General features: G+C 72.1%; 21 protein-coding genes. 7 read left to right on the top strand and 14 right to left on the bottom strand.

From position 1 onward, the window contains the following. Positions 1 to 53: 53 nt before the first annotated feature. From ABIB37_RS11465 to dut, 4 genes are all read right to left on the bottom strand, one after another. Positions 54 to 2,897, bottom strand: a complete 2,844-nt coding sequence (locus tag ABIB37_RS11465; RefSeq protein WP_502914049.1) for an aconitate hydratase — start codon at positions 2,895 to 2,897, stop codon at positions 54 to 56. A 104-nt stretch (positions 2,898 to 3,001) separates the two neighbouring features. Further along, complete coding sequence (locus ABIB37_RS11460) at positions 3,002 to 3,778, bottom strand: DUF3159 domain-containing protein (RefSeq protein WP_354260497.1); 777 nt, start codon at positions 3,776 to 3,778, stop codon at positions 3,002 to 3,004. Next, positions 3,778 to 4,377 carry a DUF3710 domain-containing protein gene (locus ABIB37_RS11455; protein ID WP_123698030.1) on the bottom strand — a complete coding sequence of 200 codons (600 nt, stop codon included), beginning with the start codon at positions 4,375 to 4,377 and terminating at the stop codon, positions 3,778 to 3,780. The genes ABIB37_RS11460 and ABIB37_RS11455 overlap by 1 nt, the downstream gene beginning before the upstream one ends. Beyond that, positions 4,374 to 4,826, bottom strand: coding sequence for a dUTP diphosphatase (dut, locus tag ABIB37_RS11450; RefSeq protein ID WP_123698031.1), 453 nt, complete (start codon positions 4,824 to 4,826; stop codon positions 4,374 to 4,376). Before dut ends, ABIB37_RS11455 begins: the two co-directional genes overlap by 4 nt. 68 nt (positions 4,827 to 4,894) lie before the next feature. Here dut and ABIB37_RS11445 point away from each other — a divergent pair, with 68 nt between their 5' ends. After that, a complete protein-coding gene (locus ABIB37_RS11445; protein WP_354260494.1) occupies positions 4,895 to 5,368 on the top strand; it encodes a DUF3093 domain-containing protein in 474 nt (157 codons plus the stop codon). 82 nt (positions 5,369 to 5,450) lie between these two features. Here the strand turns inward: ABIB37_RS11445 and ABIB37_RS11440 are convergent, their stop codons facing one another. Further along, complete coding sequence (locus tag ABIB37_RS11440) at positions 5,451 to 5,741, bottom strand: DUF4193 domain-containing protein (protein WP_123698033.1); 291 nt, start codon at positions 5,739 to 5,741, stop codon at positions 5,451 to 5,453. Positions 5,742 to 5,967: 226 nt separating this feature from the next. On the opposite strand from ABIB37_RS11440, the gene sepH reads away from it, so the two are divergent. From sepH to ABIB37_RS11420, 4 genes are all read left to right on the top strand, one after another. Beyond that, complete coding sequence (sepH, locus tag ABIB37_RS11435) at positions 5,968 to 7,203, top strand: septation protein SepH (RefSeq protein WP_354260492.1); 1,236 nt, start codon at positions 5,968 to 5,970, stop codon at positions 7,201 to 7,203. 140 nt (positions 7,204 to 7,343) lie between these two features. Beyond that, positions 7,344 to 8,711 (top strand): MFS transporter, encoded by a 1,368-nt coding sequence (locus ABIB37_RS11430; protein ID WP_354260490.1) that lies wholly within the window; start codon positions 7,344 to 7,346, stop codon positions 8,709 to 8,711. 103 nt (positions 8,712 to 8,814) lie between these two features. After that, positions 8,815 to 9,729 (top strand): NAD(P)-dependent oxidoreductase, encoded by a 915-nt coding sequence (locus tag ABIB37_RS11425; RefSeq protein WP_123698036.1) that lies wholly within the window; start codon positions 8,815 to 8,817, stop codon positions 9,727 to 9,729. Beyond that, entirely contained in the window at positions 9,729 to 10,844 is a 1,116-nt protein-coding gene (locus tag ABIB37_RS11420; protein ID WP_354260488.1) for an alcohol dehydrogenase catalytic domain-containing protein, read from the top strand. The genes ABIB37_RS11425 and ABIB37_RS11420 overlap by 1 nt, the downstream gene beginning before the upstream one ends. Positions 10,845 to 11,233: 389 nt before the next feature. On the opposite strand, the gene ABIB37_RS11415 is transcribed toward ABIB37_RS11420, so the two are convergent. Then, positions 11,234 to 12,250 (bottom strand): alkaline phosphatase family protein, encoded by a 1,017-nt coding sequence (locus ABIB37_RS11415; protein WP_354260486.1) that lies wholly within the window; start codon positions 12,248 to 12,250, stop codon positions 11,234 to 11,236. A 77-nt stretch (positions 12,251 to 12,327) separates the two neighbouring features. On the opposite strand from ABIB37_RS11415, the gene ABIB37_RS11410 reads away from it, so the two are divergent. Continuing rightward, entirely contained in the window at positions 12,328 to 14,775 is a 2,448-nt protein-coding gene (locus ABIB37_RS11410; protein ID WP_354260484.1) for a DNA gyrase/topoisomerase IV subunit A, read from the top strand. A 126-nt stretch (positions 14,776 to 14,901) separates the two neighbouring features. Here the strand turns inward: ABIB37_RS11410 and ABIB37_RS11405 are convergent, their stop codons facing one another. Further along, the gene (locus ABIB37_RS11405) at positions 14,902 to 15,489 is read right to left on the bottom strand and encodes a polysaccharide deacetylase family protein (RefSeq protein ID WP_354260482.1); all 588 of its coding nucleotides are present in this window, start codon (positions 15,487 to 15,489) and stop codon (positions 14,902 to 14,904) included. A 424-nt stretch (positions 15,490 to 15,913) separates the two neighbouring features. Continuing rightward, complete coding sequence (locus ABIB37_RS11400) at positions 15,914 to 18,007, bottom strand: DNA gyrase/topoisomerase IV subunit B (protein WP_502914048.1); 2,094 nt, start codon at positions 18,005 to 18,007, stop codon at positions 15,914 to 15,916. Positions 18,008 to 18,195: 188 nt separating this feature from the next. Here ABIB37_RS11400 and ABIB37_RS11395 point away from each other — a divergent pair, with 188 nt between their 5' ends. Further along, entirely contained in the window at positions 18,196 to 18,432 is a 237-nt protein-coding gene (locus ABIB37_RS11395; RefSeq protein WP_245989903.1) for a DUF7455 domain-containing protein, read from the top strand. A 95-nt stretch (positions 18,433 to 18,527) separates the two neighbouring features. Here the strand turns inward: ABIB37_RS11395 and ABIB37_RS11390 are convergent, their stop codons facing one another. The 6 genes from ABIB37_RS11390 to ABIB37_RS11365 all read right to left on the bottom strand — a co-directional run bounded on the left by ABIB37_RS11390 (position 18,528) and on the right by ABIB37_RS11365 (position 24,794). Beyond that, positions 18,528 to 19,331, bottom strand: a complete 804-nt coding sequence (locus tag ABIB37_RS11390; RefSeq protein ID WP_354260478.1) for an amino acid ABC transporter ATP-binding protein — start codon at positions 19,329 to 19,331, stop codon at positions 18,528 to 18,530. After that, positions 19,321 to 19,977 (bottom strand): amino acid ABC transporter permease, encoded by a 657-nt coding sequence (locus ABIB37_RS11385; protein WP_354260476.1) that lies wholly within the window; start codon positions 19,975 to 19,977, stop codon positions 19,321 to 19,323. Before ABIB37_RS11385 ends, ABIB37_RS11390 begins: the two co-directional genes overlap by 11 nt. Before the next feature lie 76 nt (positions 19,978 to 20,053). After that, a complete protein-coding gene (locus tag ABIB37_RS11380) occupies positions 20,054 to 20,902 on the bottom strand; it encodes an amino acid ABC transporter substrate-binding protein (RefSeq protein WP_354260474.1) in 849 nt (282 codons plus the stop codon). A 90-nt stretch (positions 20,903 to 20,992) separates the two neighbouring features. Beyond that, positions 20,993 to 22,387: an RNA polymerase sigma factor gene (locus ABIB37_RS11375; protein ID WP_354260472.1), complete on the bottom strand. Its 1,395-nt coding sequence runs from the start codon at positions 22,385 to 22,387 to the stop codon at positions 20,993 to 20,995. Positions 22,388 to 22,548: 161 nt separating this feature from the next. After that, a complete protein-coding gene (locus ABIB37_RS11370) occupies positions 22,549 to 23,877 on the bottom strand; it encodes an MFS transporter (protein ID WP_354260470.1) in 1,329 nt (442 codons plus the stop codon). Continuing rightward, entirely contained in the window at positions 23,874 to 24,794 is a 921-nt protein-coding gene (locus ABIB37_RS11365) for a PAC2 family protein (RefSeq protein WP_354260468.1), read from the bottom strand. Before ABIB37_RS11365 ends, ABIB37_RS11370 begins: the two co-directional genes overlap by 4 nt. Between the last annotated feature and the right edge of the window lie 15 nt (positions 24,795 to 24,809).

The following is a 24,809-nucleotide window of genomic DNA, read 5'->3' as shown; positions in this document are numbered from 1 at the left end:
CCGCAACCAGGAAGGCCCCCTCCGTGGGAGGGGGCCTTCCTGTGCGCGTCGGATCAGACGAGCGAGCGCAGCACGTACTGGAGGATGCCGCCGTTGCGGTAGTAGTCCGCCTCTCCGGGCGTGTCGATGCGGACGACCGCGTCGAACTCGATCGGCTGCTTGCCCTCCGGGCTGTGCGCCGTCGGGGTCGCGACGACGTGCACGGTCTTCGGGGTGACGCCCTCGTTCAGCTGCGTCAGGCCCGTGATCGAGATCTCCTCGGTGCCGTCGAGGCCGAGCGACTCCCACGTCTCACCGGCGGGGAACTGCAGCGGGACGACGCCCATGCCGATGAGGTTGGAGCGGTGGATGCGCTCGAACGACTCGACGATGACCGCCTTGACGCCCAGCAGGCTCGTGCCCTTCGCGGCCCAGTCGCGGCTCGAGCCCGAGCCGTACTCCTTGCCGCCGAGCACGACGAGCGGGGTGCCCTGCGCCTGGTAGTTCGCGGATGCGTCGTAGATGAACGACTGCGCGCCGTCGTCGGTCGTGAAGTCGCGCGTGTAGCCGCCCTCCACGCCGTCGAGCAGCAGGTTCTTCAGCCGAATGTTCGCGAACGTGCCGCGGATCATGACCTCGTGGTTGCCGCGGCGCGAGCCGTAGGAGTTGAAGTCCGGACGCGCGACGCCGTGCTCCGTGAGGTACCGACCCGCGGGGCTGTCGGCCTTGATGCTGCCGGCCGGCGAGATGTGGTCGGTCGTGACCGAGTCGCCGAGCTTCGCGAGCACGCGGGCGCCCGTGATGTCGGCGACCGGGGTCGTCTCCATCGTCATGCCGTCGAAGTACGGGGGCTTCCGCACGTACGTCGACGACGCATCCCACTCGAACACGTCGCCCGCGGGCGTCGGCAGGTTCTGCCACCGCTCGTCGCCGTCGAAGACCGCGGCGTACTGGGTCGTGAACATCTCGGTGTCGATCGACGAGTCGATCGTCGCCTGCACCTCCTCGGCGGAGGGCCAGATGTCGGCGAGGAACACGTCCTGGCCGTCCTTGCCCTTGCCGAGCGGCTGGTGGTCGAAGTCGAAGTCCATCGTGCCGGCGAGCGCGTAGGCGATCACGAGCGGCGGCGACGCGAGGTAGTTCATCTTCACGTCGGGGTTGATGCGGCCCTCGAAGTTGCGGTTGCCCGAGAGCACGGCGGTGACGGCGAGGTCGTTGTCGTTCACCGACGCCGAGATCTCCTCCTTCAGCGGGCCCGAGTTGCCGATGCACGTCGTGCAGCCGTAGCCGACGAGGTAGAAGCCGAGCGACTCGAGGTCGCCCCAGAGCCCGGCCTTCTCGTAGTAGTCGGTGACGACCTTGGAACCGGGCGCCATCGTCGTCTTGACCCACGGCTTCGAGCTCAGGCCCCGCTCGACGGCGTTGCGCGCCAGCAGGCCGGCGGCGAGCATGACCGACGGGTTCGACGTGTTCGTGCACGACGTGATCGCGGCGATCGCCACGTGGCCGTGGTCGAGCTCGAACGACTCGCCGTCGACCTCGACCTGGACGGGCTGCGAGATGCGCGACGGCGTCGGCGCGCCCACCGGCACGGCGGGCGTCGGTGCGACGAGCTCCTCGTCGGTGTCGGCCGAGAACGAGGCGGGGTCGGATGCCGGGAAGGTGTCCTCCACGGCCTCGTCGACGACGTCCTTCTCGGGCACCGGTGCCTGCTCGGGCGCCGTGGCGTAGTTCACGAGGTCGGCCGAGAACTGCTGCTTCGCGTTCGTCAGCTCGATGCGGTCCTGCGGGCGCTTCGGGCCGGCGATCGACGGCACGACCGTCGAGAGGTCGAGCTCCATGTACTCCGAGAACGTCGGCTCGACCGCGGGGTCGTGCCAGAGGCCCTGCTGCTTCGAGTAGGCCTCGACGAGCGCGATCTGCTCCTCGGTGCGGCCGGTGAAGCGGAGGTAGTCGAGCGTGACGTCGTCGACCGGGAAGATCGCGGCGGTGGAGCCGAACTCCGGGCTCATGTTGCCGATCGTCGCGCGGTTCGCGAGCGGCACCGACGCGACGCCCGTGCCGTAGAACTCGACGAACTTGCCGACCACGCCGTGCTTGCGGAGCATGTCGGTGATCGTGAGGACGACATCCGTCGCCGTGACGGCCGGGGGGATCGCGCCGGTGAGCTTGAAGCCGACGACCCGCGGGATGAGCATCGAGACGGGCTGGCCGAGCATGGCCGCCTCTGCCTCGATGCCGCCGACGCCCCAGCCGAGCACGCCGAGGCCGTTGACCATCGTGGTGTGCGAGTCGGTGCCGACGACGGTGTCGGGGTAGGCGGTGAGCTCGCCGCCGAAGGTGCGCGAGTAGGTGACCTTGGCGAGGTTCTCGATGTTCACCTGGTGCACGATGCCGGTGCCCGGCGGGACGACCTTGAAGTCGTCGAACGCCGTCTGGCCCCAGCGGAGGAACTGGTAGCGCTCGCCGTTGCGCTGGTACTCGATCTCGACGTTGCGCTCGAACGCGTCGGGCGTGCCGAAGAGGTCGGCGATCACCGAGTGGTCGATGACGAGCTCCGCGGGCGCGAGCGGGTTGATCTTCTTGGGGTCGCCGCCCAGCTCGGCGACGGCCTCGCGCATGGTGGCGAGGTCGACGATGCAGGGCACGCCGGTGAAGTCCTGCATGACGACGCGCGCCGGCGAGAACTGGATCTCGACGCTCGGGTCGGCGTCGGCGTCCCACGAGCCGAGCGCCTGGATCTGCTCGCGCGTGACGTTCGCGCCGTCCTCGGTGCGGAGCAGGTTCTCGAGCAGCACCTTGAGGCTGAACGGCAGCCGCTCGTGGCCCTCCACCGTGTCGATCCGGTACACCGTGTAATCGGTGCCGCCGACCGACAGCGTGTCCTTGCTGCCGAAGCTGTTCGGGTTCGCCATCATGACTCCTCAGGGGTCTCTGGGATGCGCTGACTGCGCCTCGAGTGTATGCCTCGTGCCGGCGTTCCGGTCGGCCTGAGGGCGAGATATCTTGACGTCAAGATATCTTATCGCGCGTCGGCCTCCGCCGCATCCGCGGGCGTGTCCAGGACGGCGCGCACCATGAGCCACGAGACCCAGAGCGCCGCGAGGTAGAGCGGCATCCCCATCGCGAGCTTCGTCGCGGCGAGCAGCTCGACCGCGCCCGGTGTGCCGGCGTCGGCCGCGAAGTACATCGGCACCTGGACGACGAGGCGCAGCGCGATGACGGCGAGCCACAGGATGGTCGCCCGCCACGCCACCGCGCGCTTCGCGCTCTGGGTGCGCCACGCGTGGGGCGTGCCCGTGAGCGAGCCCGCGATGACGCCGACGAGCGGGCGGCGCAGCAGCATGCTCACGACCAGCACGGCGATGAGCATGCCGTTGACGGCGAAGCCCCAGAGGAAGTTGTCCTCGCCCTGACCGGTGAGCAGCGCCACCGCGGCGGAGATGCCGACGCCGATGAGCCCCGCGAACGCGAGCACCGGCTGGCCCTTCTGCAGCACGCGCCAGGCGACGAAGCCGACAGAGACGGCGAGCGGCACGAGCACGGCGAGCCAGACGTCCTTCGTCGTGGCGTAGAGCACGAGGAAGAGGATGCCCGGCAGCAGCGACTCGACGAGGCCGCGGACGCCGCCCATCGCGGCGAGCATCGCGTTCCCGGACGGGGGCGCGCTCGGGTCGAGGTGCCCGAGCGCCGAGCCGCGGATGGCGGCGCCGACCTGCTCGGAGAACGAGGGCTCCGGCTCGCTCGCGGCGTCGCGCGCCGGCTCGGACGATGCCGGCCGGCCGGGCTCGTCCGCCATCAGACGGTCTTCGGCGCGGAGAGCGGGATGAGCTCGCGCGGCGGCATGGGCTGCACGCCGCGGCAGACGACGGTCGAGCGGAACAGCTCGATCGCCTTCGCGGCCTCGTCGTCGTCGAGCGCTGCCTTGCCGCCGATGAGGCCCTGGAGCATCCAGCGCGGGCCGTCGACGCCGATGATGCGCACCGCGCGCGGCGCGCCGTCGGGGCCGGACTGCAGGCGCGCGAGCAGCTCGGGGCCGAGCTGGCCGTCGGCGTCCTCGACCGTCGCGCCCTGGCGCTCGAGCTGCGCGCGCAGCACCTCGCGCACGGGCGCCCAGATGCCCTCGCTGCGGGGCGCCGCGAACGGCTGCAGCTGCACCGTGGAGCCCTCGTGCTCGAGCGTGACGGCGACGATCCGCTTCGACTTCTCCTCGACCTCGAGGCGCATCTGCATGCCCGGTCGGGGCACGATGCGCAGCCCGCCGAGGTCGACGTAGGGGCGCACGGGCGCCTCGGACTCGTCGAGCGGGCCGATCTCGGCGCGGTCATCCGGCGCGCTCTTCTCGACGAGCGCCTCGTCGTCGGGCAGCTGCTCCTGGCCCTCGGTGGTGTCGGTCATCGTGCGATCCCCTCTTGGACGGCGCCTCGGCCGGTCGATCCGTGCCCGCGCTCGCCCCGGTCGGAGCCCGGCAGCCGCTCGACCTCGATGAAGCGCACGCGCTCGACGCGCTGCACGACGATCTGGGCGATGCGGTCCCCGGGCTCGATGCGGTGCGGTTCGGTGCCGGTGTTGAGCAGGTTCACCTTGATCTCACCGCGGTACCCCGCGTCGACCGTGCCCGGCGCGTTCACGATCGTGATGCCGTGCTTGGCGGCGAGGCCGCTGCGCGGGTGCACGAACGCGGCGTAGCCGTCCGGCAGCGCGATCGCGACGCCCGTGCCGACGAGCGCCCGCTGGCCGGGCTCGAGCGTGACCGCCTCGGCGGCGTGGATGTCGGCACCGGCATCGCCAGGGTGCGCGTAGGACGGCACCGGCGATCCGGTGACGAGGACTTCTACCTGCTCCATCGCTGTCGAGGCTAGCCGAGCGGGACGCCGGGCGGAAACGCGCACCGCGAGCACGGGATGATGGAGGCATGACCTCCGCCCCCTCGTACCGCGAGCGGCTCGGGCCGCCGTGGTGGATGCCCCTGCTCCTGCTGCTCATCGTGCCCGCCGCGCTGCTGGTGTTCCTGCCGGTCGACATCAACGTCGGGATCGCCGTCGCGATCGGGCTCTACGTCGCCGTGCTGGGCATCCTGTGGTTCGCGGCGCCCGTCGTCGAGGTGCAGGGCGGCGTGCTGCGCGCAGGAAGGGCGCGGATCGACGTCGTGCACCTGGGCGCGGCGGATGCGCTCGAGGGCGCGGACGCGACGGCCGCGATGCGCGGCGGCTGGGACCCGACCGACCACCACGTCATCTCGCCGTGGACGCGCTCGGTCGTGCGGGCGAGCGTGGAGGACCCGAGCGATCCGACCGGCGCGTGGGTCGTGAGCTCGCGGCATCCGCAGCGCCTCGCGGCGGCGATCGAGGCGGCGCGCAGCACGCCTCGCGGCACCGCGGCCGCGTAGCGCCGAGCCCTGCGCAGCACGCCCCCGGACGCAGCGACGCCCGCCGCCAGCAGGCGACGGGCGTTGCGACGATCGGGTCAGGTCAGTGGGCGCACTCGCGGCAGATCGGGCCGAGCTTCGTCTCGTGGTCGAACTGCAGGCGGTGCTTGACGAGGAAGCAGTTGACGCAGGTGAACTCGTCCTCCTGCGCCGGCAGCACCACGACGTCGAGCTCGACGTCGGCGAGGTCGGCCGCCGAGAGGTCGAAGCTGCCCGGGTTGTCGGCATCCTCGTCGGTCGAGACGCTCTTCGCGGGGACGCGCTCCTTGAGCGCCTCGATCGACTCGTTCTCGGTGTCGTCGGTCTTGCGCGGGGCGTCGTAATCGGTGGCCATGAAGGTGTCCTTGCTTGGGGTTGGAGCGGCGTCGGCGCACAGTCTGCACGAAACGGGACCGCATGGCAAATCAGATATCCCGTTCCGAGGCGCGCGGACGATCAGCGCCGTCATGCGTCCGTGCCCCACTCAGAACACGCGGCGCGCCCGCTCCATTCCCGCGCGGCGCCCCCGCAGCGTGGGATGCTGGCTCGATACCGACACCGCCAGGAAGGACCGACGAATCATGCAGCAGCTGAGCGTCATCGGCGTCGAGGACGACGTGCTCATCCTCGAGTCCGACTCCGGCGAGCGCTTCAGCGTGCCCGTCGAAGCACTGCCCGAGCGCAGGAAGCAGCCGAGCGCGATCCCCCACCGGGAGCGCAAGGCCACCCCCCGCGACATCCAGTCCCTCATCCGAGGCGGCATGACGGCCGAGCAGGTCGCCTCGTCGACCGGCGAGGAGCTCGCCTACATCGAGCGGTTCGAGGGTCCGGTGCTCGCCGAGCGCGCGCACGTGCTCGACTCCGCGCTGTCGATCCCGGTCGCCTCGGGCGACATCGACCCGCTCGCGCAGGAGACGACCTTCGGCGCGGCGATCGAGGAGCGGCTCGACGACCTGCGCGCCTCCGACCGCTCGTGGGCGTCGTGGAAGGACGCCGAGGGCGGCGCCTGGACCGTGCGCCTGCGCTTCACGACCGAGGGCATCCAGCACGAGGCGCTGTGGGGCTACGAGTCGAAGAAGGCCACGCTCACCCCGCGCAGCAAGGAGGCGATCTCGCTGAGCCAGTCCGGCGACGCGTCGAGCGTGCTCGTGCCGCGGCTGCGCGCGATCGACCGGCAGTCCCGTCCGTCCGCCCCGGCGGGCGCACCCGCGCCGGCCGAGGCGGCACCGGCAGCACCCTCCGCGCCGTCGCCGGCCGACGAGCCCGCTCCCCCGATCTCGCAGCGCGCGGCGACCGACACGGGCCGCTTCGACTCGGATGCCTTCCGCATCCAGCGCGGCGCGACGCGGTCGGCGCCCGCACCGGTCGAGCCCGGCGTCGGCCTCGAGGACGCCGTCGCCTCCTCCGCCGCGGTCGAGAGCTCGGTCGACGAGCGCCGCGAGCCGACGAAGGCCGACAACCCGTGGCTGCGCCGTCGCGGCGGCGAGGTCGGCAGCCAGCCCGAGAACGTGCAGGCCGCCGCCATCAACCGACCGGCAGCCGCGACGCAGCCCAACCACACGGCGGAGCTGCTCGATGCGCTGCGCCGGCGCCGGAGCGAGCGCGAGGCCGCGCTGCGCACGGCCGAGAGCGAGCCCGTGCGCTTCGAGCCCGAGCCGACCCAGGTCGAGCAGGCGGCAGAGTCCGAGCCCGAGGCGCAGCGCCCGCAGCGCGCCGCGGCGACCGGACCCGTCGGGGGCCGCAAGCGCGGCTCGCGCGCCTCGATGCCGAGCTGGGACGAGATCGTGTTCGGCAGCCGCACGGACGACGACCGCTAGCCGCACCGCAGCAGCGCAGAGGGAGGGCCGCCCGACAGGGCGCCCTCCCTCTGGCGTGTCGCGGGGGCCGCGCGCCACCTGAACGATTCGTCATGTTAGATTCACCGCGCACAGTCCCGTGCACCTACAAGGAGGTAGGCATGACAGCATCCGCGCACGACACCACGCGCGACAACGACCGCAAGGGCCTCGGCCGGGTCGTCACCGCCGCCATGGCCGGCACGGTCGTCGAGTGGTACGAGTTCTTCCTGTACGCCACGGCGTCCACGATCGTCTTCAACCTGATCATGTTCCCCGCGAACGACGATCCGTACTTCCCCATCATCAGCGCGTTCCTGACCTACGCGGTCGGCTTCATCGCACGCCCGCTCGGCGGCATCGTCTTCGGCCACTTCGGCGACAAATACGGCCGCAAGAAGATGCTGCAGTTCGCCATCATCCTGGTCGGCGTCGCGACGTTCCTCATGGGCTGCCTGCCCACGTTCGACCAGATCGGCTACTGGGCACCCGCACTGCTCGTGCTGCTGCGCTTCGCGCAGGGCTTCGCGGTCGGCGGCGAGTGGGGCGGCGGCGTGCTGCTCGTCGCGGAGCACTCGCCCAACAAGGAGCGCGGCTTCTGGTCGTCGTTCCCGCAGGCCGCCGTGCCTGCCGGCAACCTCATCGCCACCGTCGTGCTGCTCCTGCTGCAGCTGCTGCTCGACGACGACCAGTTCCTCGGCTGGGGCTGGCGCGTCGCGTTCTGGCTCTCCGTCGTCATCGTCGCGGTGGGCTACTACATCCGCACGCGGGTCACCGACGCGCCGATCTACCAGGCCGTCCGCGACGAGGTCGCGCAGTCGCAGGCGCAGTCCTACGGCGTGCTCGAGGTGCTCAAGCGCTACCCCAAGGGCGTGCTGACGGCCATGGGCCTGCGCTTCGCCGAGAACGTCCTCTACTACCTGGTGGTGACGTTCTCGATCGTCTACCTGCGGACCTACCTCGAGTACGACGTCTCCCGCATCCTCGGGCTCATGGCGATCGCGCACATCGCGCACTTCATCTTCGTGCCGATCGTGGGCAGGTTCACCGACCGGGTCGGGCGCAAGCCGATGTACCTCGCCGGCGTCCTGCTCGGCGCGACGTGGGGCTTCATCGCCTTCCCGATGTTCGAGACGGGCAGCGACATCGTCATCCTGTCGGCGATCATCCTCGGCCTGCTCTTCCACGCGCTCATGTACGCGGGCCAGCCCGCCATCATGGCCGAGCTGTTCCCGACGCGCATGCGCTACTCGGGCGTCTCGCTCGGCTACCAGGTGACCTCGATCGTCGCGGGCTCGCTCGCCCCGATCATCGCCACCGCGCTGCTCAGCCAGTTCGACAGCTACATCCCGGTCGCGATCTACATCGTCATCGCGTGCGTCATCACCCTCGTGGCGGTGCTCGCGCTCAAGGAGACGAAGGGCATCTCGCTCCACGACGTCGACGACATCGACCGCGAGCGACTGCTCGCCGAGAAGGGCACCCTCTGATCATCGATCTCGATCGGTGATCGGGCGGGCGGCGGGGGCATCCTCGCCGCCCGTCCGCATCCCAGCAGATAGCGTTGCAGCACACCTACGGAAGGAATCGACGATGACGTCAATCGCCTGGATCGGACTCGGCAACATGGGCAGCCGGATGTCCTCCCACCTGGTCACCGCGGGTCACGACGTGCGCGGCTACGACGTCGTGGACGCGCTGCGCGACGGCGCGGCGGAGCACGGCATCACGCCGGTCGGCTCGATCGCCGAGGCGGTGGAGGGCGCCGAGGTCGTCATCCTCAGCCTCCCGAAGGGCGAGCACGTGCGGCAGGTGCTCGAGAGCGACGGCGGCGTCTTCGCGCACGCCGCGCCCGGCACGCTCATCCTCGACACGTCGACCGTCGACATCGAGACCTCTCAGTGGTGCCACGGCCAGGCGGGCTCGCGCGGCTTCCGCTTCGTCGACGCACCGGTGTCGGGCGGCACGCAGGGCGCGCAGGCCGGCACGCTCACCTTCATGCTCGGCGGCATCGAGGACGACGTCGCCGACGCGAAGGAGATCGTCACGCCGATGGCGGGGAACGTCTTCGCGGTCGGCGAGGCGACGCACGGCATCGCCGCGAAGCTCGTGAACAACATGATGCTCGGCATCTCGATCCTCGCGATGTCGGAGGGCTCGCAGCTCGCCCAGCAGCTCGGGCTCGACCCGCAGGCGTTCTTCGACGTCGCCCGGGTCTCGTCCGGCGACTCCTGGGCGCTGCGCACCTGGTACCCCGTGCCCGGGATCGTGCCGGGCGCCGCATCCAACGACAACTTCGACGCGTCGTTCTCGGCGATGCTCTGCCACAAGGACGTCACGCTGGCCGTCGCGGGCGCCGAGCAGACGGGCGTGCACGTGCCGGCCGCGACGCTCATCCGCGATCAGCTGCAGCGGCTGCTCGACGACGGGCTCGGCGGCAAGGACTGCACGCTCGTCGTGCGCGAGGCGAGCCCCGACGGCACGGTGCAGGGCTGGGACGGCAACTGATGCGGATCCGCGGCGCGGTGCTGCGCTCGATCGGCGCCGAGCGGCCGTTCGCCGCGTCCCGACCGCTCGAGCTCGTCGACCTCGAGCTCGACGCGCCAGGCCCCGGCGAGCTGCTCGTCCGCATCGAGGCGGCCGGGCTGTGCCACAGCGACCTCTCGGTCGTCGACGGCGCCCGGCCGCGGCCGGTGCCGATGCTGCTCGGCCACGAGGCCGCGGGCATCGTCGAGGCGATCGGCCCCGGCGTCGACGACGTCGCGGTCGGCGACCGCGTCGTCACGACCTTCCTGCCGCGCTGCGGCGAGTGCGCCGCGTGCGCGAGGGACGGCAGGCTGCCGTGCGAGCGCGGCTCGGCGTCGAACGGCGCCGGCGAGCTGCTCGGCGGCGGGCGACGGCTGCACGAGGGCACGGGCGCCTCGGCCTCGGACGTGCATCACCACCTCGGTGTCTCGGCCTTCGCGACGCACGCGGTGCTCGACCGGCGCTCGGTCGTGCCCGTGGGCGCCGATGTGCCGCCCGCGGTCGCCGCGGTGCTCGGCTGCGCCATGCTGACCGGCGGCGGCGCGGTCATCAACGCGGGGAAGCCGCGCGAGGGCGACGACATCGTCATCGTCGGGCTCGGCGGGGTCGGCATGGCGGCGCTGCTCGCGGCGGCCTCGCTCGGGGTCGGCCGCGTGATCGGCGTCGACGCCGTGCCGGCGAAGCTCGACACGGCGCTCGAGCTGGGCGCCGACGTCGCGCTCTCCCCCGACGACGCCATCGCCCAGGGGCTGCGCGCGGCCGTCGTGGTCGAGGCGGCGGGCCACCCCAAGGCGTTCGAGACGGCCTTCGCGCTCACCGCCGCCGGCGGCACGACGGTGACCGTCGGGCTCCCGCGCGCCGATGCGCGGTCGTCGTTGTCGCCGCTGACGTTCACCGCGGAGGCGCGCACCGTGATCGGCTCGTACCTCGGCTCCGCCGTGCCGGCGCGCGACATCCCCCGCTACGAACAGCTGTGGCGCGAGGGCAGGCTGCCCGTCGAGGCGCTCGTGACGAACGAGATCGGCCTCGACGAGCTCAACGAGGCGCTCGACACGCTCGCGGACGGCAAGGCGATCCGCCAGGTCGTGCGCTTCTGACCCGAAGCGGCCCCAGGCGCGCGCGGCGTGCGCCAGGTGGTCACGACGCGCCGCAGTTGGGCCGCCGGGTGGTCACGACACGCCGCGGCAGGCCGAGCCGCACGGCGCGTCGTGACCACCCGGCGCGCCCGCACGAGCAGTGTGCGGTCAGCGGCGGCGCGACGTGCCCCGTCCGCTGTTCCGGTCGCGGCGCTCGCCGATCTTGCGGGCGATGAACCCGACGAGGGCGGTGGCGACGGTCGTGATGATCCACCTGCGCATGGTGGGTTCCTCTCCTCAGAGCTGTCCGGGCTCAGAGCCCGGCTGGTCGACCCGGGCCGTTGAACCCGGATGCAGGGCAATCCTGTACCCCGCCCCTGGACGTCGGATCAACGGCCGGGGCCGAGCGATCAGGCGAAGGCGCCGAAGCGGCGCAGCGGCACGCGCAGCTCGTCGGGCGTGAGCGAGCCGTGCTGGCCGACCATGCCCCGGCCCGGGTCGTCGGCGTCGAGGTAGATCGCCGTGCGGCCCCGCACCGCGACGAACACGTCGCCGAGCCGAGGCGCCACCTCCGGGTGCACCTCGCCGAGCCAGCCGGCGTCGACGACCTGCTGCCGGGTCGCCACCCACGCGCCGTCGCCGAGCCAGGCCCGCCAGGCGTCGGCCACCGCATCCGCGTCGGTGTCGTCGTCGACGTGCAGCTGCAGGCAGCGCGGCTCCCCCGCGACGTGCGCGAGCCCAGCGAGCAGCTCCGGCGGCGCGATCCGCTGCCCGGATGCGTCGACGTCGACCATGCCGTGATCGGCCGTGACGATGAGGCCGACGTCGCGCCGCAGCGAGGCGGCGAGCTGCGCCGTGAGCCCGTCGACCTCCTCGAGCGCGTCGGTCCAGGCCGGGCTCTGCCAGCCGCGGTCGTGGCCGGCCCGGTCGAGCTCGGGCACGTAGAGGTAGACGAGCGCCCGCTCCCGCGCCGCCTGCTCGGCGAGCGCGAAGCGCTCGGCCATCGTGCGGCCGCCGCGGTACTCGGCACCGCGCAGCACGGCGTTCGTGAAGCCGCCGGCTGCATGCCTCGGCTCGCCGATCGCGATCGACGGTGTCGACTCGAAGAGCGTCGGGCGTCGCTGCCAGCGCGCCGGGTCCATCGGGCCGCCCCAGTCGCGCAGCTGGTTGCGCACGCCGGCCCCCGGCACGAGCGCGTCGTAGCCGACGATCCCGTGCTCGCCCGCGAGCGCTCCGGTCGTGAGCGACGCGAGCGCCACCGCGGTGGTGGAGGGGAAGCCGGCGTCGAGCGAGCCGCCGGGCGCGCCCGCGAGCGTGCGCGCGTGGCCGGCGCGCTGCCCGAGCTGCGATGCGCCGAGCCCGTCGACGAGCAGCACGACCGCCCCGGCGACCTTCGGCAGGCCGAGCGGGTTCTGCTCGCCGCGCATCGCGAGCGACGAGCTCGCCAGAACGTCGGCAAGGCTCCGGGATCCGGGCACTCGCGTCGGTAGCATTCCGTCAGCCTATGACTGCCTCGCCTCCTCCCCCGCCCTCGGACATCCCCGTCGCCGAGCGCATCGATGACATCGATGTCGCCGCGGAGATGCAGGACTCGTTCCTCGAGTACGCCTACTCGGTCATCTACGCCCGAGCCCTCCCGGACGCACGCGACGGCCTGAAGCCGGTGCAGCGGCGCATCCTGTTCCAGATGTCGGAGATGGGCCTGCGCCCCGAGCGCGGTCACGTCAAGTGCGCGCGCGTCGTCGGCGACGTGATGGGCAAGCTGCACCCGCACGGCGACTCGGCCATCTACGACGCGCTCGTGCGGCTCGCCCAGGACTTCAGCCTGCGCCTGCCGCTCGTCGACGGCCACGGCAACTTCGGCTCGCTCGACGACGGCCCCGCCGCCGCCCGCTACACCGAGGCGCGGCTCGCGGCCGCCGGTCTCTCGCTCACCGAGGGGCTCGACGAGGACGTCGTCGACTTCATCCCCAACTACGACAACTCCTACCAGCAGCCCGACGTGCTGCCGGCCTCCTACCCGAACCTGCTCGTCAACGGCGCGAGCGGCATCGCGGTGGGCATGGCGACGAACATGGCGCCCCACAACCTCGTCGAGGTCGTCCAGGCGGCGAAGCACCTGCTCGCCCACCCGCAGGCGACCACCGCCGACCTCATGCGGCACGTGCCAGGGCCTGACCTGCCCGGCGGCGGCATCATCGTCGGGCTCGACGGCGTGCGCGAGGCGTACGAGAGCGGCAGGGGCAGCTTCCGCACACGCGCTCGCGCGTCGATCGAGCGGCACGGCCGCAAGACGCAGATCGTCTTCACCGAGCTCCCGTACCTCGTCGGCCCCGAGCGCGTCATCGACAAGATCAAGGCCGGCGTGCTCGCGAAGAAGCTCCAGGGCCTCTCCGACGTGCAGGACCTCACCGACCGCAAGCACGGCCTCCGCCTCGTCGTGGGCGTCAAGACCGGCTTCGACCCGGATGCGGTGCTGCAGCAGCTCTACCGGCAGACGCCGCTCGAGGACGGCTTCTCGATCAACAACGTCGCGCTCGTGAAGGGCGTGCCAGAGACGCTCGGCCTCAAGGACCTGCTGCGCGTCTACCTCGACCACCGGGTCGGCGTCGTGCGCCGGCGCAGCGAGTTCCGGCTGCGGAAGCGCCGCGAGCGGCTGCACCTCGTCGAGGGCCTGCTCATCGCGATCCTCGACATCGACGAGGTCATCCAGGTCATCCGCTCGTCGGACGACGGCGAGCAGGCGCGGGCGCGGCTGCAGGACGTCTTCGACCTCTCGGAGCCGCAGGCCGAGTACATCCTCGAGCTGCGGCTGCGGCGGCTCACGAAGTTCAGCCGCATCGAGCTCGAGGCCGAGCGCGACGAGCTGCTCGCGCAGATCGCCGAGCTCGAGCGCATCCTCGGCACGGAGGCCGCCCTGCACGAGCTCGTCGCGCGCGAGCTCGACGAGGTCGCCGAGCGCTTCGGCACGCCACGCCGGTCGCTGCTGACCGAGGCGAACGGCCAGCCCACCTCCGGCCGCGCGTCGGCCGCGAAGGTCGCGGCGAGCCTCGAGATCGCGGATGCGCCGACGCGCGTGCTGCTCTCGGCGACCGGCCGCGTCGTGCGCGTCGACGGCGAGGAGCCGATCCCCGCGCCCGCGCGCCGCAGCCGCCACGACGCGATCCGCTCGAGCGTCCCGACGACGACCCGCGGCACGTTCGGGCTCGTCACCTCCTCGGGCGCCGTGCTGCGGCTCACGCCGGCCGACCTGCCGTCGGTGCCGCCCGCATCCATCGGCCTGACCGCCGGCATCAAGGTGCGCGACCTCGGCGCCTTCGAGCGCGGCGAGGACGCGGTCGCGCTCATCGACCTCGCGAGCGAGGCGCCCTGGCTCGTCGCCACCGCCCAGGGCACCGTGAAGCGCATCCGCCCCACCGAGCTGCGGGACCGCGACCGCGAGCCGGTCATCGCGCTCAAGGCCGGCGACCGCGTCATCGGCGTCGCGCCGGCGCCCGACGACGACTGGATCGTGCTCATCACGAGCGACGCGCAGCTGCTGCGCTTCCCCGCGGGCCAGGTGAACCCGCAGGGGCCGGGTGCCGCTGGCATGAAGGGCATCGGCCTCAAGGCCGGCGCCGCCGTGCGCTTCGCCGGCGTCGTCGCCGACGACGCAGAGGTCGTGACGGTCACCGAGCCGGCCGAGACGCTCGCGGGCCTCGACGAGCCGCGCGCGAAGGTGTCCGACCTCGCCGAGTTCCCGCCCAAGGGGCGCGGCACGGGCGGCGTGCAGGCGCACCGGCTGCTGAAGGGCGAGGCAGGGCTCGCCCTCGCGTGGGCCGGCCCGTCACCGCTCGCGGTCGGCACCGACGGCTCGCAGCGCCAGCTGCCGCCGGGCGGCGCGGCCCGGGCGGGCTCTGGCGTCTCGGTCGACGGCGCGATCGGCGCGATCGGCTCCCGCCTCGGCGACTGACCGCCCCGGCCGCGAGTACGCGACCCTCGAGCGCGAACTTCCCCCAACTGCGGGTTTCCGCGCCTGAAACCCGCGGTTCGGGGAAGTTCGGCGAACGGGGTCGCGGCTCGAGGCGGTCGGCGGCAGTCAGCCGACGAGGTCGCCGAGCCCGACGAAGCCGTAGCCGAGCGCGCGCAGCTCCCGGATGATCCGCGGAAGCGCGTTCGCATCGAGCGTCGACCCGTCGTCGGGGTTCGCGCCCACGTGCATGAGCACGATGTGGCCGGGCACCGCGGTGCGGACGACGCGGTCGACGACCTCGTCGACGCTCAGCCCGCCGCTCGTGCCCTTCCACCCCAGCGAGTCGACGCTCCAGCGGATCGGCAGGTAGCCCGCGTCGTTGACGACTCGGATGTCGTGCTCCGTGCGGGCGCCGAAGGGGAAGCGGAAGAGCGGCATCGCGTGCACGCCGGTCGCGGCGACGATCGACGCCTCGGCGGCGGCGAGGTCGGCCCGGATGCGGTCGTCAGGCAGGCTCTCGTACGCGAGGTGGCGATCGCTGTGGTTGCCGACCGCGTGACCCGCATCGGCGATCTCGCGGACGCGCTCCGGGTACATGCGGGCGATCGCCCCCGTCACGAAAAAGGTGGCAGGCACGTCCTGCTCATCGAGCGTCTCGAGGATCGCGCTGACGCCGCGGTCGGAGCTGCCGGCGTCGAAGGTGAGCGCGACCACGGCGCGGCCGTCGGGGATCCGCTCGAGATCGACGCCGCGCCACGCCGTCGGAAGCCCCGTCTGCGGGCTCGGCGTGGATGGCGCCGGCGTGGGACGCGGCTGCTCCGTGGGTGGCGGCGTCGGCGGGGCGTTCGGCGACGGCGGCGGATCGGCCGGCGGCGCCGCCGTGGCCGGCGGTCCCGTCGTCGGCGGGACGGACGCGGGATCCGGCGACGGCGCCCCCGTCGGGCCAGGGAGCGGCTCGGCGGAGGATGTCGGGCTGGCGGAGGGCGGGGCGGAGGTCGCGTCGCCCGGCCCCGGGGCGCCGCAGGCGAGGAGCGCCAGGCTCGCGATCAGCGCGAGCCCGGCCAGGACGCGACGCGCCGCTCGCATGTCGCCAGTATGCGCGCGACCGCCGTGCGTCGGAACCCCCGCCGGGTCACGATCAGGCGTCGATGCGCTCGCGGTCGACCTGGGAGGTGACGATGAGCTCGCGGCGCGGGGCGACCTCGTTGCCCATGAGCAGCTCGAAGATCTCGAGCGCTCGCTCGGCGTCGTTGATGGTGACGCGGCGCAGCGTGCGACGGCTGCGGTCCATCGTCGTCTCGGCGAGCTGGTCGGCGTCCATCTCGCCGAGGCCCTTGTAGCGCTGCGGCGGCTCGTGCCAGCTCTTGCCGGCCTTCTTCAGCCGCGTGAGCGTGCGATGCAGCTCGGCGTCGGAGTAGGTGTAGACGGCCTCGTCGGGCTTGCCGCGGTGCTTGACGAGCACGCGGTGCAGCGGCGGCACGGCCGCGTAGACGCGACCCTCCTCGATGAGCGGGCGCATGTAGCGGTGGATGAGCGTGAGCAGCAGCGTGCGGATGTGCGCGCCGTCGACGTCGGCGTCCGACAGCATGATGATCTTGCCGTAGCGGGCGGCCGAGAGGTCGAACGAGCGGCCGGAGCCGGCGCCGATCGACTGGATGATCGCCGCGCACTCGGCGTTCGAGAGCATGTCGGCGATCGACGCCTTCTGCACGTTGAGGATCTTGCCGCGGATGGGCAGGATCGCCTGGAACTCGCTGTCGCGCGCAGGCTTGGCCGTGCCGAGCGCGCTGTCGCCCTCGACGATGAACAGCTCGGTCTGCGCGACGTCGTTCGAGCGGCAGTCGACGAGCTTCACCGGCAGCGAGGACGACTCGAGCGCCGTCTTGCGGCGCGCGGTCTCCTTGAGCGAGCGCGCCGAGATGCGCGCCTTCATCTCGTTGACGACCTTCTCGAGCAGCGCGCCGGCCTGCGCCTTCTCGTCGCGCCTCGACGACGTCAGGATCGCGCCGAGCTCGCGGGCGACCACCTGCGCGACGATCTGGCGCACGGCGGGCGTGCCGAGCACCTCCTTCGTCTGCCCCTCGAACTGCGGCTCGGGCAGCCGCACCGTCACGACGGCAGTGAGTCCGGCGAGGGCGTCGTCCTTCTCGATCCTGTCGTTGCCGGCCTTCAGCTTGCGCGCGTTCGCGGCGACCTGGTCGCGGATCAGCTTGAGCAGCGACTGCTCGAAGCCCGCGAGGTGCGAGCCGCCCTTCGGCGTGGAGATGATGTTGACGTAGGTCTGCACGACCGTGTCGTAGCCGGTGCCCCAGCGCAGCGCGATGTCGACCTCGCACGTGCGGTCGACCTCGCGGGTCACCATGTGACCGGTCTCCTCGTCGAGCACCGGGATGGTCTCCTGGAAGTCGCCCTCGCCGGTGAGCCGCCAGGTGGCGGTGAGCGCCGGGTCGGGCGCGAGGTACTCGGCGAACTCGCTGAGCCCGCCGTCGTACTTGAAGTCGTGCACGACGCGCTCGTCGGCGCGGTCGTCGATGATCTGGATCGCGAGCCCCGGCACGAGGAACGCGGTCTGGCGCGCGCGGCGGGCCAGCTCGTCCGCGAGGAACTCCGCGCCCTTCGTGAACACCTGCGGGTCGGCCCAGTAGCGCACGCGGGTGCCGGTGACGCCCTTCGCGACCTTGCGCACCTTGCGCAGCCGCGACGCATCCGTGAACGGCAGGAACGTCGCGCCGGGCGACGGCTCGCCCTCGTCGAGGAACTCGCCGGGCTCACCGCGGTGGAAGGACATCGCCCAGGTGGCGCCGTCGCGATCCACCTCGACGTCGAGGCGCTCCGAGAGGGCGTTGACGACGGATGCGCCGACGCCGTGGAGGCCGCCGGACGACTTGTAGGCGCCGCCGCCGAACTTGCCGCCCGCGTGCAGCTTCGTGAAGATCACCTCGACGCCGGTGAGGCCGGTGCGGGGCTCGACGTCGATCGGCAGGCCGCGCGCGCGGTCGCGCACCTCGACGGAGCCGTCGGCGTGCAGCACGACCGTGATGTCGTCGCCGTGGCCGCCGAGCGCCTCGTCGACCGAGTTGTCGATGATCTCCCACAGGCAGTGCATGAGGCCGCGCGAGTCGGTCGAGCCGATGTACATGCCCGGACGCTTGCGCACCGCCTCGAGCCCCTCGAGGACCGTCAGGTGCCGTGCCGAGTAGTCGGATGCCGCGGCTGCCAACCGATCCCCCATTCCTGCGTGCGCTCCGCACGATCGAGCCGTGCGCGGCCCGCCGATGGCTGCCGCGCCTGCCAGCCTACGTCCGCGGTCCCACGACGGCCGCGCTGCCACGCGGCGCGCTCCCGGTTGCGCCGCTGGCGAACCGCCCGCGAAATGACGCCGGTGCGCAGGTCGTCCATGCCACGATGGAGGACGGACGAATGAGGGAGGGCACCGTGAACGACATCCAGACCACGACGCTCGAGGCCGATGAGGCAAGCGCACCGCTGAGCGGGCTCGATCGCTGCGACAGCTGCGGAGCCCAGGCGTACGTCCGCGCGACGATGGAGAGCGGCACGCTGCTCTTCTGCGCGCACCACGCAGCGAAGCACCGCGATGCGCTGCAGCCGCTCGCGAAGGTGTGGCACGACGAGACGGCCAAGCTCCAGGAGCGCTGACCGGCGCGCGCGCCCGCGCACGGTCCCAGACGAGCGAAGCGGCCCGACCCCACGAGGGGCGGGCCGCTTCCGCGTGCGCCGGGCGTCAGGCCGTCTCAGCGGCCGAACGGCCCCTGCAGGCGCTGCAGGAAGCGGCGGGTGCGCTCGTGCTCGGGCGCGCCGAACACCTGGTCCGGTGTCCCGCGCTCGACCACGACGCCCTCGTCGAAGAACGACACCTGATCGGCGACCTCCCGCGCGAACCCGAGCTCGTGCGTGACGACGGCCATCGTCCAGCCCTCGCCCGCGAGCTCGGTCATGACGGCGAGCACCTCGCCGACGAGCTCAGGATCGAGCGACGACGTCGGCTCGTCGAACAGCAGCATCGACGGCTGCAGCGCGAGCGCCCGCACGATGCCGACGCGCTGCTGCTGGCCGCCGGAGAGCGATGACGGGTACGCGTCGGCCTTCTCGCGCAGCCCGACGCGCTCGAGCAGTCCGAGCGCCTCCGCCATCACCGTGTCGCGATCGCGCCCCTGCACGCGGATCGGCCCGATCGTCACGTTGCCGAGCACCGTCAGGTGCGGGAACAGGTGGTGCTGCTGGAAGACCATCGCGGAGGTGCGGTGCAGGGCGGCGCGCTCCCGCCGCGACCGCGGCCGCGACAGGTCGATCTCGAGCTCGCCGATCCGCAGCGTCCCTGCCTCCGGCTCCTCGAGCCCGTTGAGGGAGCGCAGCACCGTCGTCTTGCCGGAGCCCGAGGGGCCGATGAGCGCGTGCACCGTGCCGGCCTCGATGTCGAGGTCGACGCCGCGCAGCACGTGGTTGTCGCCGAACGACTTCTGGAGGCCGCGCGCCGAGAGCAGCGGGCCAGAGGGCAGCGAGGCGGAGGGCAGCGAGGCGGACGCGTCAGACGGCATAGCGGTCCAGCTTCTTCTCGAGTCGGTCCTGGCCGGCCGCGAGCACCAGGCAGATGACCCAGTAGACGGCGGCGGCGACGATGTAGATCGTGAGGAACTCGCCGCTCGGCGCGGCGATGCGCTGCGCGACGCGGAAGAGCTCGGTGAAGAGGATCACCGAGCAGAGCGAGGTGTCCTTCACGAGCGAGATGAACGTGTTCGACAGCGGCGGCACCGACACGCGCGCCGCCTGCGGCAGCACGATGCGCCAGAGCGACTGGCCGCGGGACATGCCGATCATCGACGCGGCCTCCCACTGCCCGCGCGGGATCGACAGGATCGAGGCGCGGATGATCTCGGCCGCGTACCCGCCGACGTTCATCGAGAGCGCGATGATCGCGCTCGGCCACGGGTCGAGCGTGATGCCGATCTGCGGCATGCCGTAGAAGATCACGAACAGCTGCACGAGCAGCGGGGTGCCGCGGATGGCCGAGATGTAGGCGCGCGCGAGCCCGGAGAGCCAGCGGATGCCCGAGATGCGCGCGAGCGCGAGGGCGACGGCGATCACGAGGCCGAGCGCGAACGAGGCGAGCGTGAGCGGGATCGTGCCCGTCACGGCACCGATCGCGATCGGCCCGAGCGACTCGAGGATCAGCTGCCAGTTCACGCCGCGAGCCTACGGCGTCGGGCCGGACGCCGACGCGGCCCCGGCGAGCGCCGGGGCCGCGAGCGGTGTGCGGGCGTCACGGCTGGGAGACGTCCTCGCCGAAGTAGCGCTCGGAGATCTCGGCGAGCGTGCCGTCCTCGGCGAGCGTGGCGAGCGCCTCGTCGACGGCCGTCACGAGCGACTCGCTGCCGGCGCGGAAGGCGAGGGCGTTCTCGCTCGTCTCCTCGGTCTCGGCGATGTCGACGAGGCCGGTCTCGCCGCCCTGCGACTGCACGTAGTCGAGGTAGGTGAGCCGGTCGTTGATGGTCGCGTCGACGCGGCCGGAGCGCAGCAGCTCTGCGGCCTGCGCGAAGCCCTCGACCTCCTCGACGTCGGCGCCCGCCTCGGTGGCGATCTCGGCCCAGTTGCTCGTGAGCGACTGCGCGCTCGTGCGGCCGGCGAGGTCGTCGAACGACGCGATGTCGCTGCCCTCGGCGACGATGAGCACGCCCGGCGAGTACGTGTAGGGCTCGCTGAAGACGTAGCGCTCGAGGCGCTGGGGCGTGATCGAGACCTGGTTGGCGATCACGTCGACTCGGCCCGCGTCGAGCGCCGCGAAGATGGCGTCCCACGGCGTCTCGACGAACTCCACCTCGACGCCGAGCTCCTCGGCGACCGCGGTGATGATCTCGACGTCGTAGCCGGTGAGCTCGCCGGCGCCGCCCTCATGGAACGAGAACGGCGAGTACGTGCCCTCGGTGCCGACGACGAGCGTGCCGGCCTCCTGCACCTGCTCGATCGTCAGGCCGGTCGATGCCTCACCGCTCGCGGCGGGCTCTCCGCTCGCGGCGGGCTGGCCGGTCGAGCAGCCCGCGAGGGCGACGGAGGCGGCGGCGATGGCCGCGACGGGGGCGAGCCGGGACAGGATCGTGCGGGGGCGAGGCATGAGCGCTCCTTCTTGGGGGTATCGACCCATCCTAGAACGAGCGAGGCCGCCCGGGTGTTCCCGGGCGGCCTCGTGACGATCCGCGACGGATCACTCCAGGTAGTCGCGGAGCTGCTGCGACCGCGACGGGTGGCGCAGCTTCGCCATCGTCTTCGACTCGATCTGGCGGATGCGCTCGCGCGTCACGCCGAACGTGTCACCGATCTGGTCGAGCGTCTTCGGCATGCCGTCGCCCAGGCCGAAGCGCATGCGGATGACGCCCGCCTCGCGCTCCGAGAGGGAGTCGAGCAGCGACTCGAGCTGGCGCTGCAGCATCGTGAAGCCGACCGCGTCGGCCGGGACGACCGCCTCGGTGTCCTCGATGAGGTCGCCGAACTCGCTGTCGCCGTCCTCACCGAGGGGCGTGTGCAGCGAGATGGGCTCGCGGCCGTACTTCTGCACCTCGATGACCTTCTCGGGGGTCATGTCGAGCTCGCGCGCCAGCTCCTCGGGGCTCGGCTCGCGGCCGAGGTCCTGCAGCATCTGGCGCTGCACGCGGGCGAGCTTGTTGATGACCTCGACCATGTGCACCGGGATGCGGATGGTGCGGGCCTGGTCGGCCATGGCGCGGGTGATGGCCTGCCGGATCCACCACGTCGCGTAGGTCGAGAACTTGAAGCCCTTCGTGTAGTCGAACTTCTCGACGGCACGGATGAGGCCCAGGTTGCCCTCCTGGATGAGGTCGAGGAACTGCATGCCGCGACCGGTGTAGCGCTTCGCGAGCGAGACCACGAGGCGCAGGTTCGCGCCCAGCAGGTGGCTCTTGGCGCGCTGGCCGTCGCGGGCGATGCGCGTGAGGTCGCGCTTCATCTGCCAGTCGAGGTTCGGCTCCATCGAGAGCTTCTCCTCGGCGAAGAGCCCGGCCTCGATGCGCATGGCGAGGTCGACCTCCTGCTCGGCGTTCAGCAGCGCGACCTTGCCGATCTGCTTGAGGTAGTCCTTGACCGGGTCGGCCGTCGCGCCGGTGATCTGCGTGGCGGCGGGCTCGTCGTCGTCGCCCGAGAGGCGCATGGCGCCGGTCGGGAGCTTCTCGACGTGGACCGCCTCCTCCTCCTCGGCCTCCTCGACCTCCTCGGTGACCTCCTCGGTCTCCGGCTCCTCGGTCGTGGCGGCGGCCTTGCGGCGTCCCCCGCGGGCAGCGGGAGCAGCGGCGGCCGGAGCGGCCTTCTTGGCCGCGGCGGTCTTGGCGGCGGCGGTCTTCGCGGTCGTGGCCTTCGCCGCTGCAGGCGCCTTTGCCGCAGTGGTCTTGGCTGCAGTGGTCTTGGCCGCAGCGGTCTTCGCCGCCGTGGTCTTCGCCGCGGTCGTCTTGGCGGCCGGCGCCTTCTTGGCGGGGGTCGTGGCGGGCGTCGCGTCCGCCGCGGGCGCGGCGGCCTGCTCGGCGTCAGTCGCGGCAGCGGCCTTCGTCGAGGTACGACGCGTCGTCGTGGTCGTTTCCTTGGCTGGCATGCGTCCTCCGCAGGTCTCAGGCACCCAGGCTTCGGGGCAGTCGAATGACCCATGTCAAGTCCGTGCGGCAGCACAACCTCGACTGGGTCGGTCTTGACAGTATAGCGCCGGGTATGGCATACGCATTCCCAGGTTGCCGGTCGGGCGCGGCGACGGCGCGATCAGCGGCCGCGACGCCGCATCCGCCGCGCGATGGCGGTCCACACCGGGCCGACCTCGATGCCCTCCTCGCGCATCCGCGAGCGGGTGATGCGGCGCGTCCGCACGATCATGACCAGGCCGATCGCGAGCACGACGAGCTGCGAGGCGAGCGCGATGCGGAAGCCCTCCCAGTCGTAGACGCCGACCGCCTCACCACCGGCGGCGCGGGCGGAGTGCACGGCGTCGAGGATGATGCCGATGGCGGGCATGAGCGCGAACGACGCCATGAAGCCGCCGATGTTCACGACCCCGTTCGCCGAGCCGAGCACGCGCAGCGGGTTGAACGTGCGGGCGAAGTCGAAGCCGACCGTCGAGCCGGGCCCGGCGATGCCGAGCACGACCACGAGCACGATCACGAGCCAGGTGGGCGGATGCCCCGGCCACACGAGCACGGTGGTCCAGGTCGCGACGACGAGCCCGACGATCGCGAGCACGAGCGTCGAGCGCCGGAGCGGGAAGCGCGCGGTCGCGATCCCGACGATCGGGCCGACCACCATGCCCGTGCCGACGACCGTCGCCATGAGGCCCGCCGCCTGGCCGCGCTCATAGCCGAGCCCCTCGACGAGCATCGGGTAGCCCCACAGCAGCAGGAAGACGTTCGTCGAGCCGAGCAGCGAGAAGTGGGTCCAGAAGCCGAGCCGCGTGCCGGGCTGCCGCATGGCGCTCCGCAGCCGCGGCCACCAGCCCACCGGCACGTCGATCGAGCCGGTCGCGGGTGCCCCGCCCTTCGGGGCGTCGAAGACGATGAGCAGCACGAGCACGAGCGCGACGGCGCCGACGATCGCGAGCGAGCCGAACGAGAGCGTCCAGCCCACCTGGTGGAGCAGCCAGGCGAACGGCACGACCGACAGCAGCTGTCCCAGCTGGCCCGTGGTCGCCGTCCACTGGGACATCTGCGCCACGATCGGCCCACGGAACCAGCCCGATTGCAATCGGATGACCGAGATGAAGGTCGCGGCGTCGCCGATGCCGAGCAGGATGCGGCCGGCGATCGCGAGCGGCAGCTCCTCGGCGAGCGCGACCATCGTCTGGCCGCCCACCATGACGGCGGCGCCGCTCGCGATCAGGACGCGCGGGCCGTAGCGGTCGACGAGCACGCCGACCGGGATCTGCATCGCGGCGTACACGCCGACCTGCACCGCGCCGAGCGTCGACAGCAGCGTGGCCTGCACCTCGAACCGCTCCGCGGCTGCCGGACCCGCGACGCCCAGCGAGGAGCGGTGCAGGATCGCGACCATGTAGGCGATCGCGCCGACCCCCCAGACGATCCAGGAGCGGGCGCTGTTCATCCGAGCGGGTCCGCCCCGGGGCGCCGCCGCTGCTGCAGGTAGCGCTCGAGCTCCTCGGCGATCTCGTCGGCGCTCGGCAGCGAGCCGTCCTCGTCGGTGAGCGGCGACCGCACCGACGACTGGGCCATGAAGGCGTCGTAGCGCGCCTCGAGCGAGTGGACGATGCGCTGCAGCTCCTCGTTCGTCTCCATCTGCTGCGCGACGAGCTGCTGGAACTCGCGGTCGGCCTGCCGCAGCTCCTCGGTGCGGAACGCGAGCGACGTCGCGCTCGTCACGCCCTCGAGGGCTGCGAGCGCGGGCCCGGCCGACCCCGACTCCCCCACGTAGTGCGGCACGAGCACCGTGAAGGTCGTCACGGGTGCGACGCCGTGCAGCCGGTGCTCGATGCGGTGGATCACGGAGGCGGGCACCTGCGAGACCGGGCGCCAGGCCGAGTACTGCTCGATGAGCTCCGCGCGGTTGCCGGAGACGGTCGAGACGAGCGGGCGGGTGTGCGGCACCGGCATGCCGATCGAGGTGATGATCGTCGTCGACGCCACGTCGAGCCGCTCCATCAGCTCGAGCAGCGCATCCGTGAACCGCTCCCACATCCAGTCGGGCTCCGGGCCGGTGAGCAGCAGGAAGGGGGCGCCCGCGTCGTCCTCGACCACGAGCAGCGTGAGCGAGTGCGGCAGGTACTCCTCGATCTTGTCCTCGTTGAAGAGGATGCGCGGACGGCGCGACCGGTGGTCGATGAGGATGTCGGTCTCGAACTCGACGATGCTGCGGTGCGGCAGCGTGTCGAGGATCGCGGCGGCCGCGGCCTCCGCGGCGGCGCCCGCGTCCACGAATCCGTGGATCGCGATCACGAGGTCGAGGCCGTGCGGCACCGTCTCGAGGTCCTCGAGGGCCAGGGTGAGGTCGCGCGGATCGAACACCCGTCCAGCCTAGCG

Source organism: Agrococcus sp. UYP10 (assembly GCF_040547205.1).
Classification (GTDB): Bacteria; Actinomycetota; Actinomycetes; order Actinomycetales; family Microbacteriaceae; genus Agrococcus; species Agrococcus jenensis.
Note: the sequence above shows the minus strand (reverse complement) of the source record. Positions and strands in the feature narration are given on the sequence as shown.

Coding starts and splice junctions, on each gene's coding strand:
- ABIB37_RS11465 (WP_502914049.1), bottom strand. CDS start 2,897: ATGATGGCGAACCCGAACAGCTTCGGCAGCAAGGACACGCTGTCGGTC.
- ABIB37_RS11460 (WP_354260497.1), bottom strand. CDS start 3,778: ATGGCGGACGAGCCCGGCCGGCCGGCATCGTCCGAGCCGGCGCGCGAC.
- ABIB37_RS11455 (WP_123698030.1), bottom strand. CDS start 4,377: ATGACCGACACCACCGAGGGCCAGGAGCAGCTGCCCGACGACGAGGCG.
- dut (WP_123698031.1), bottom strand. CDS start 4,826: ATGGAGCAGGTAGAAGTCCTCGTCACCGGATCGCCGGTGCCGTCCTAC.
- ABIB37_RS11445 (WP_354260494.1), top strand. CDS start 4,895: ATGACCTCCGCCCCCTCGTACCGCGAGCGGCTCGGGCCGCCGTGGTGG.
- ABIB37_RS11440 (WP_123698033.1), bottom strand. CDS start 5,741: ATGGCCACCGATTACGACGCCCCGCGCAAGACCGACGACACCGAGAAC.
- sepH (WP_354260492.1), top strand. CDS start 5,968: ATGCAGCAGCTGAGCGTCATCGGCGTCGAGGACGACGTGCTCATCCTC.
- ABIB37_RS11430 (WP_354260490.1), top strand. CDS start 7,344: ATGACAGCATCCGCGCACGACACCACGCGCGACAACGACCGCAAGGGC.
- ABIB37_RS11425 (WP_123698036.1), top strand. CDS start 8,815: ATGACGTCAATCGCCTGGATCGGACTCGGCAACATGGGCAGCCGGATG.
- ABIB37_RS11420 (WP_354260488.1), top strand. CDS start 9,729: ATGCGGATCCGCGGCGCGGTGCTGCGCTCGATCGGCGCCGAGCGGCCG.
- ABIB37_RS11415 (WP_354260486.1), bottom strand. CDS start 12,250: ATGCGCGGCGAGCAGAACCCGCTCGGCCTGCCGAAGGTCGCCGGGGCG.
- ABIB37_RS11410 (WP_354260484.1), top strand. CDS start 12,328: ATGACTGCCTCGCCTCCTCCCCCGCCCTCGGACATCCCCGTCGCCGAG.
- ABIB37_RS11400 (WP_502914048.1), bottom strand. CDS start 18,007: ATGGGGGATCGGTTGGCAGCCGCGGCATCCGACTACTCGGCACGGCAC.
- ABIB37_RS11395 (WP_245989903.1), top strand. CDS start 18,196: ATGAGGGAGGGCACCGTGAACGACATCCAGACCACGACGCTCGAGGCC.
- ABIB37_RS11390 (WP_354260478.1), bottom strand. CDS start 19,331: ATGCCGTCTGACGCGTCCGCCTCGCTGCCCTCCGCCTCGCTGCCCTCT.
- ABIB37_RS11380 (WP_354260474.1), bottom strand. CDS start 20,902: ATGCCTCGCCCCCGCACGATCCTGTCCCGGCTCGCCCCCGTCGCGGCC.
- ABIB37_RS11375 (WP_354260472.1), bottom strand. CDS start 22,387: ATGCCAGCCAAGGAAACGACCACGACGACGCGTCGTACCTCGACGAAG.
- ABIB37_RS11370 (WP_354260470.1), bottom strand. CDS start 23,877: ATGAACAGCGCCCGCTCCTGGATCGTCTGGGGGGTCGGCGCGATCGCC.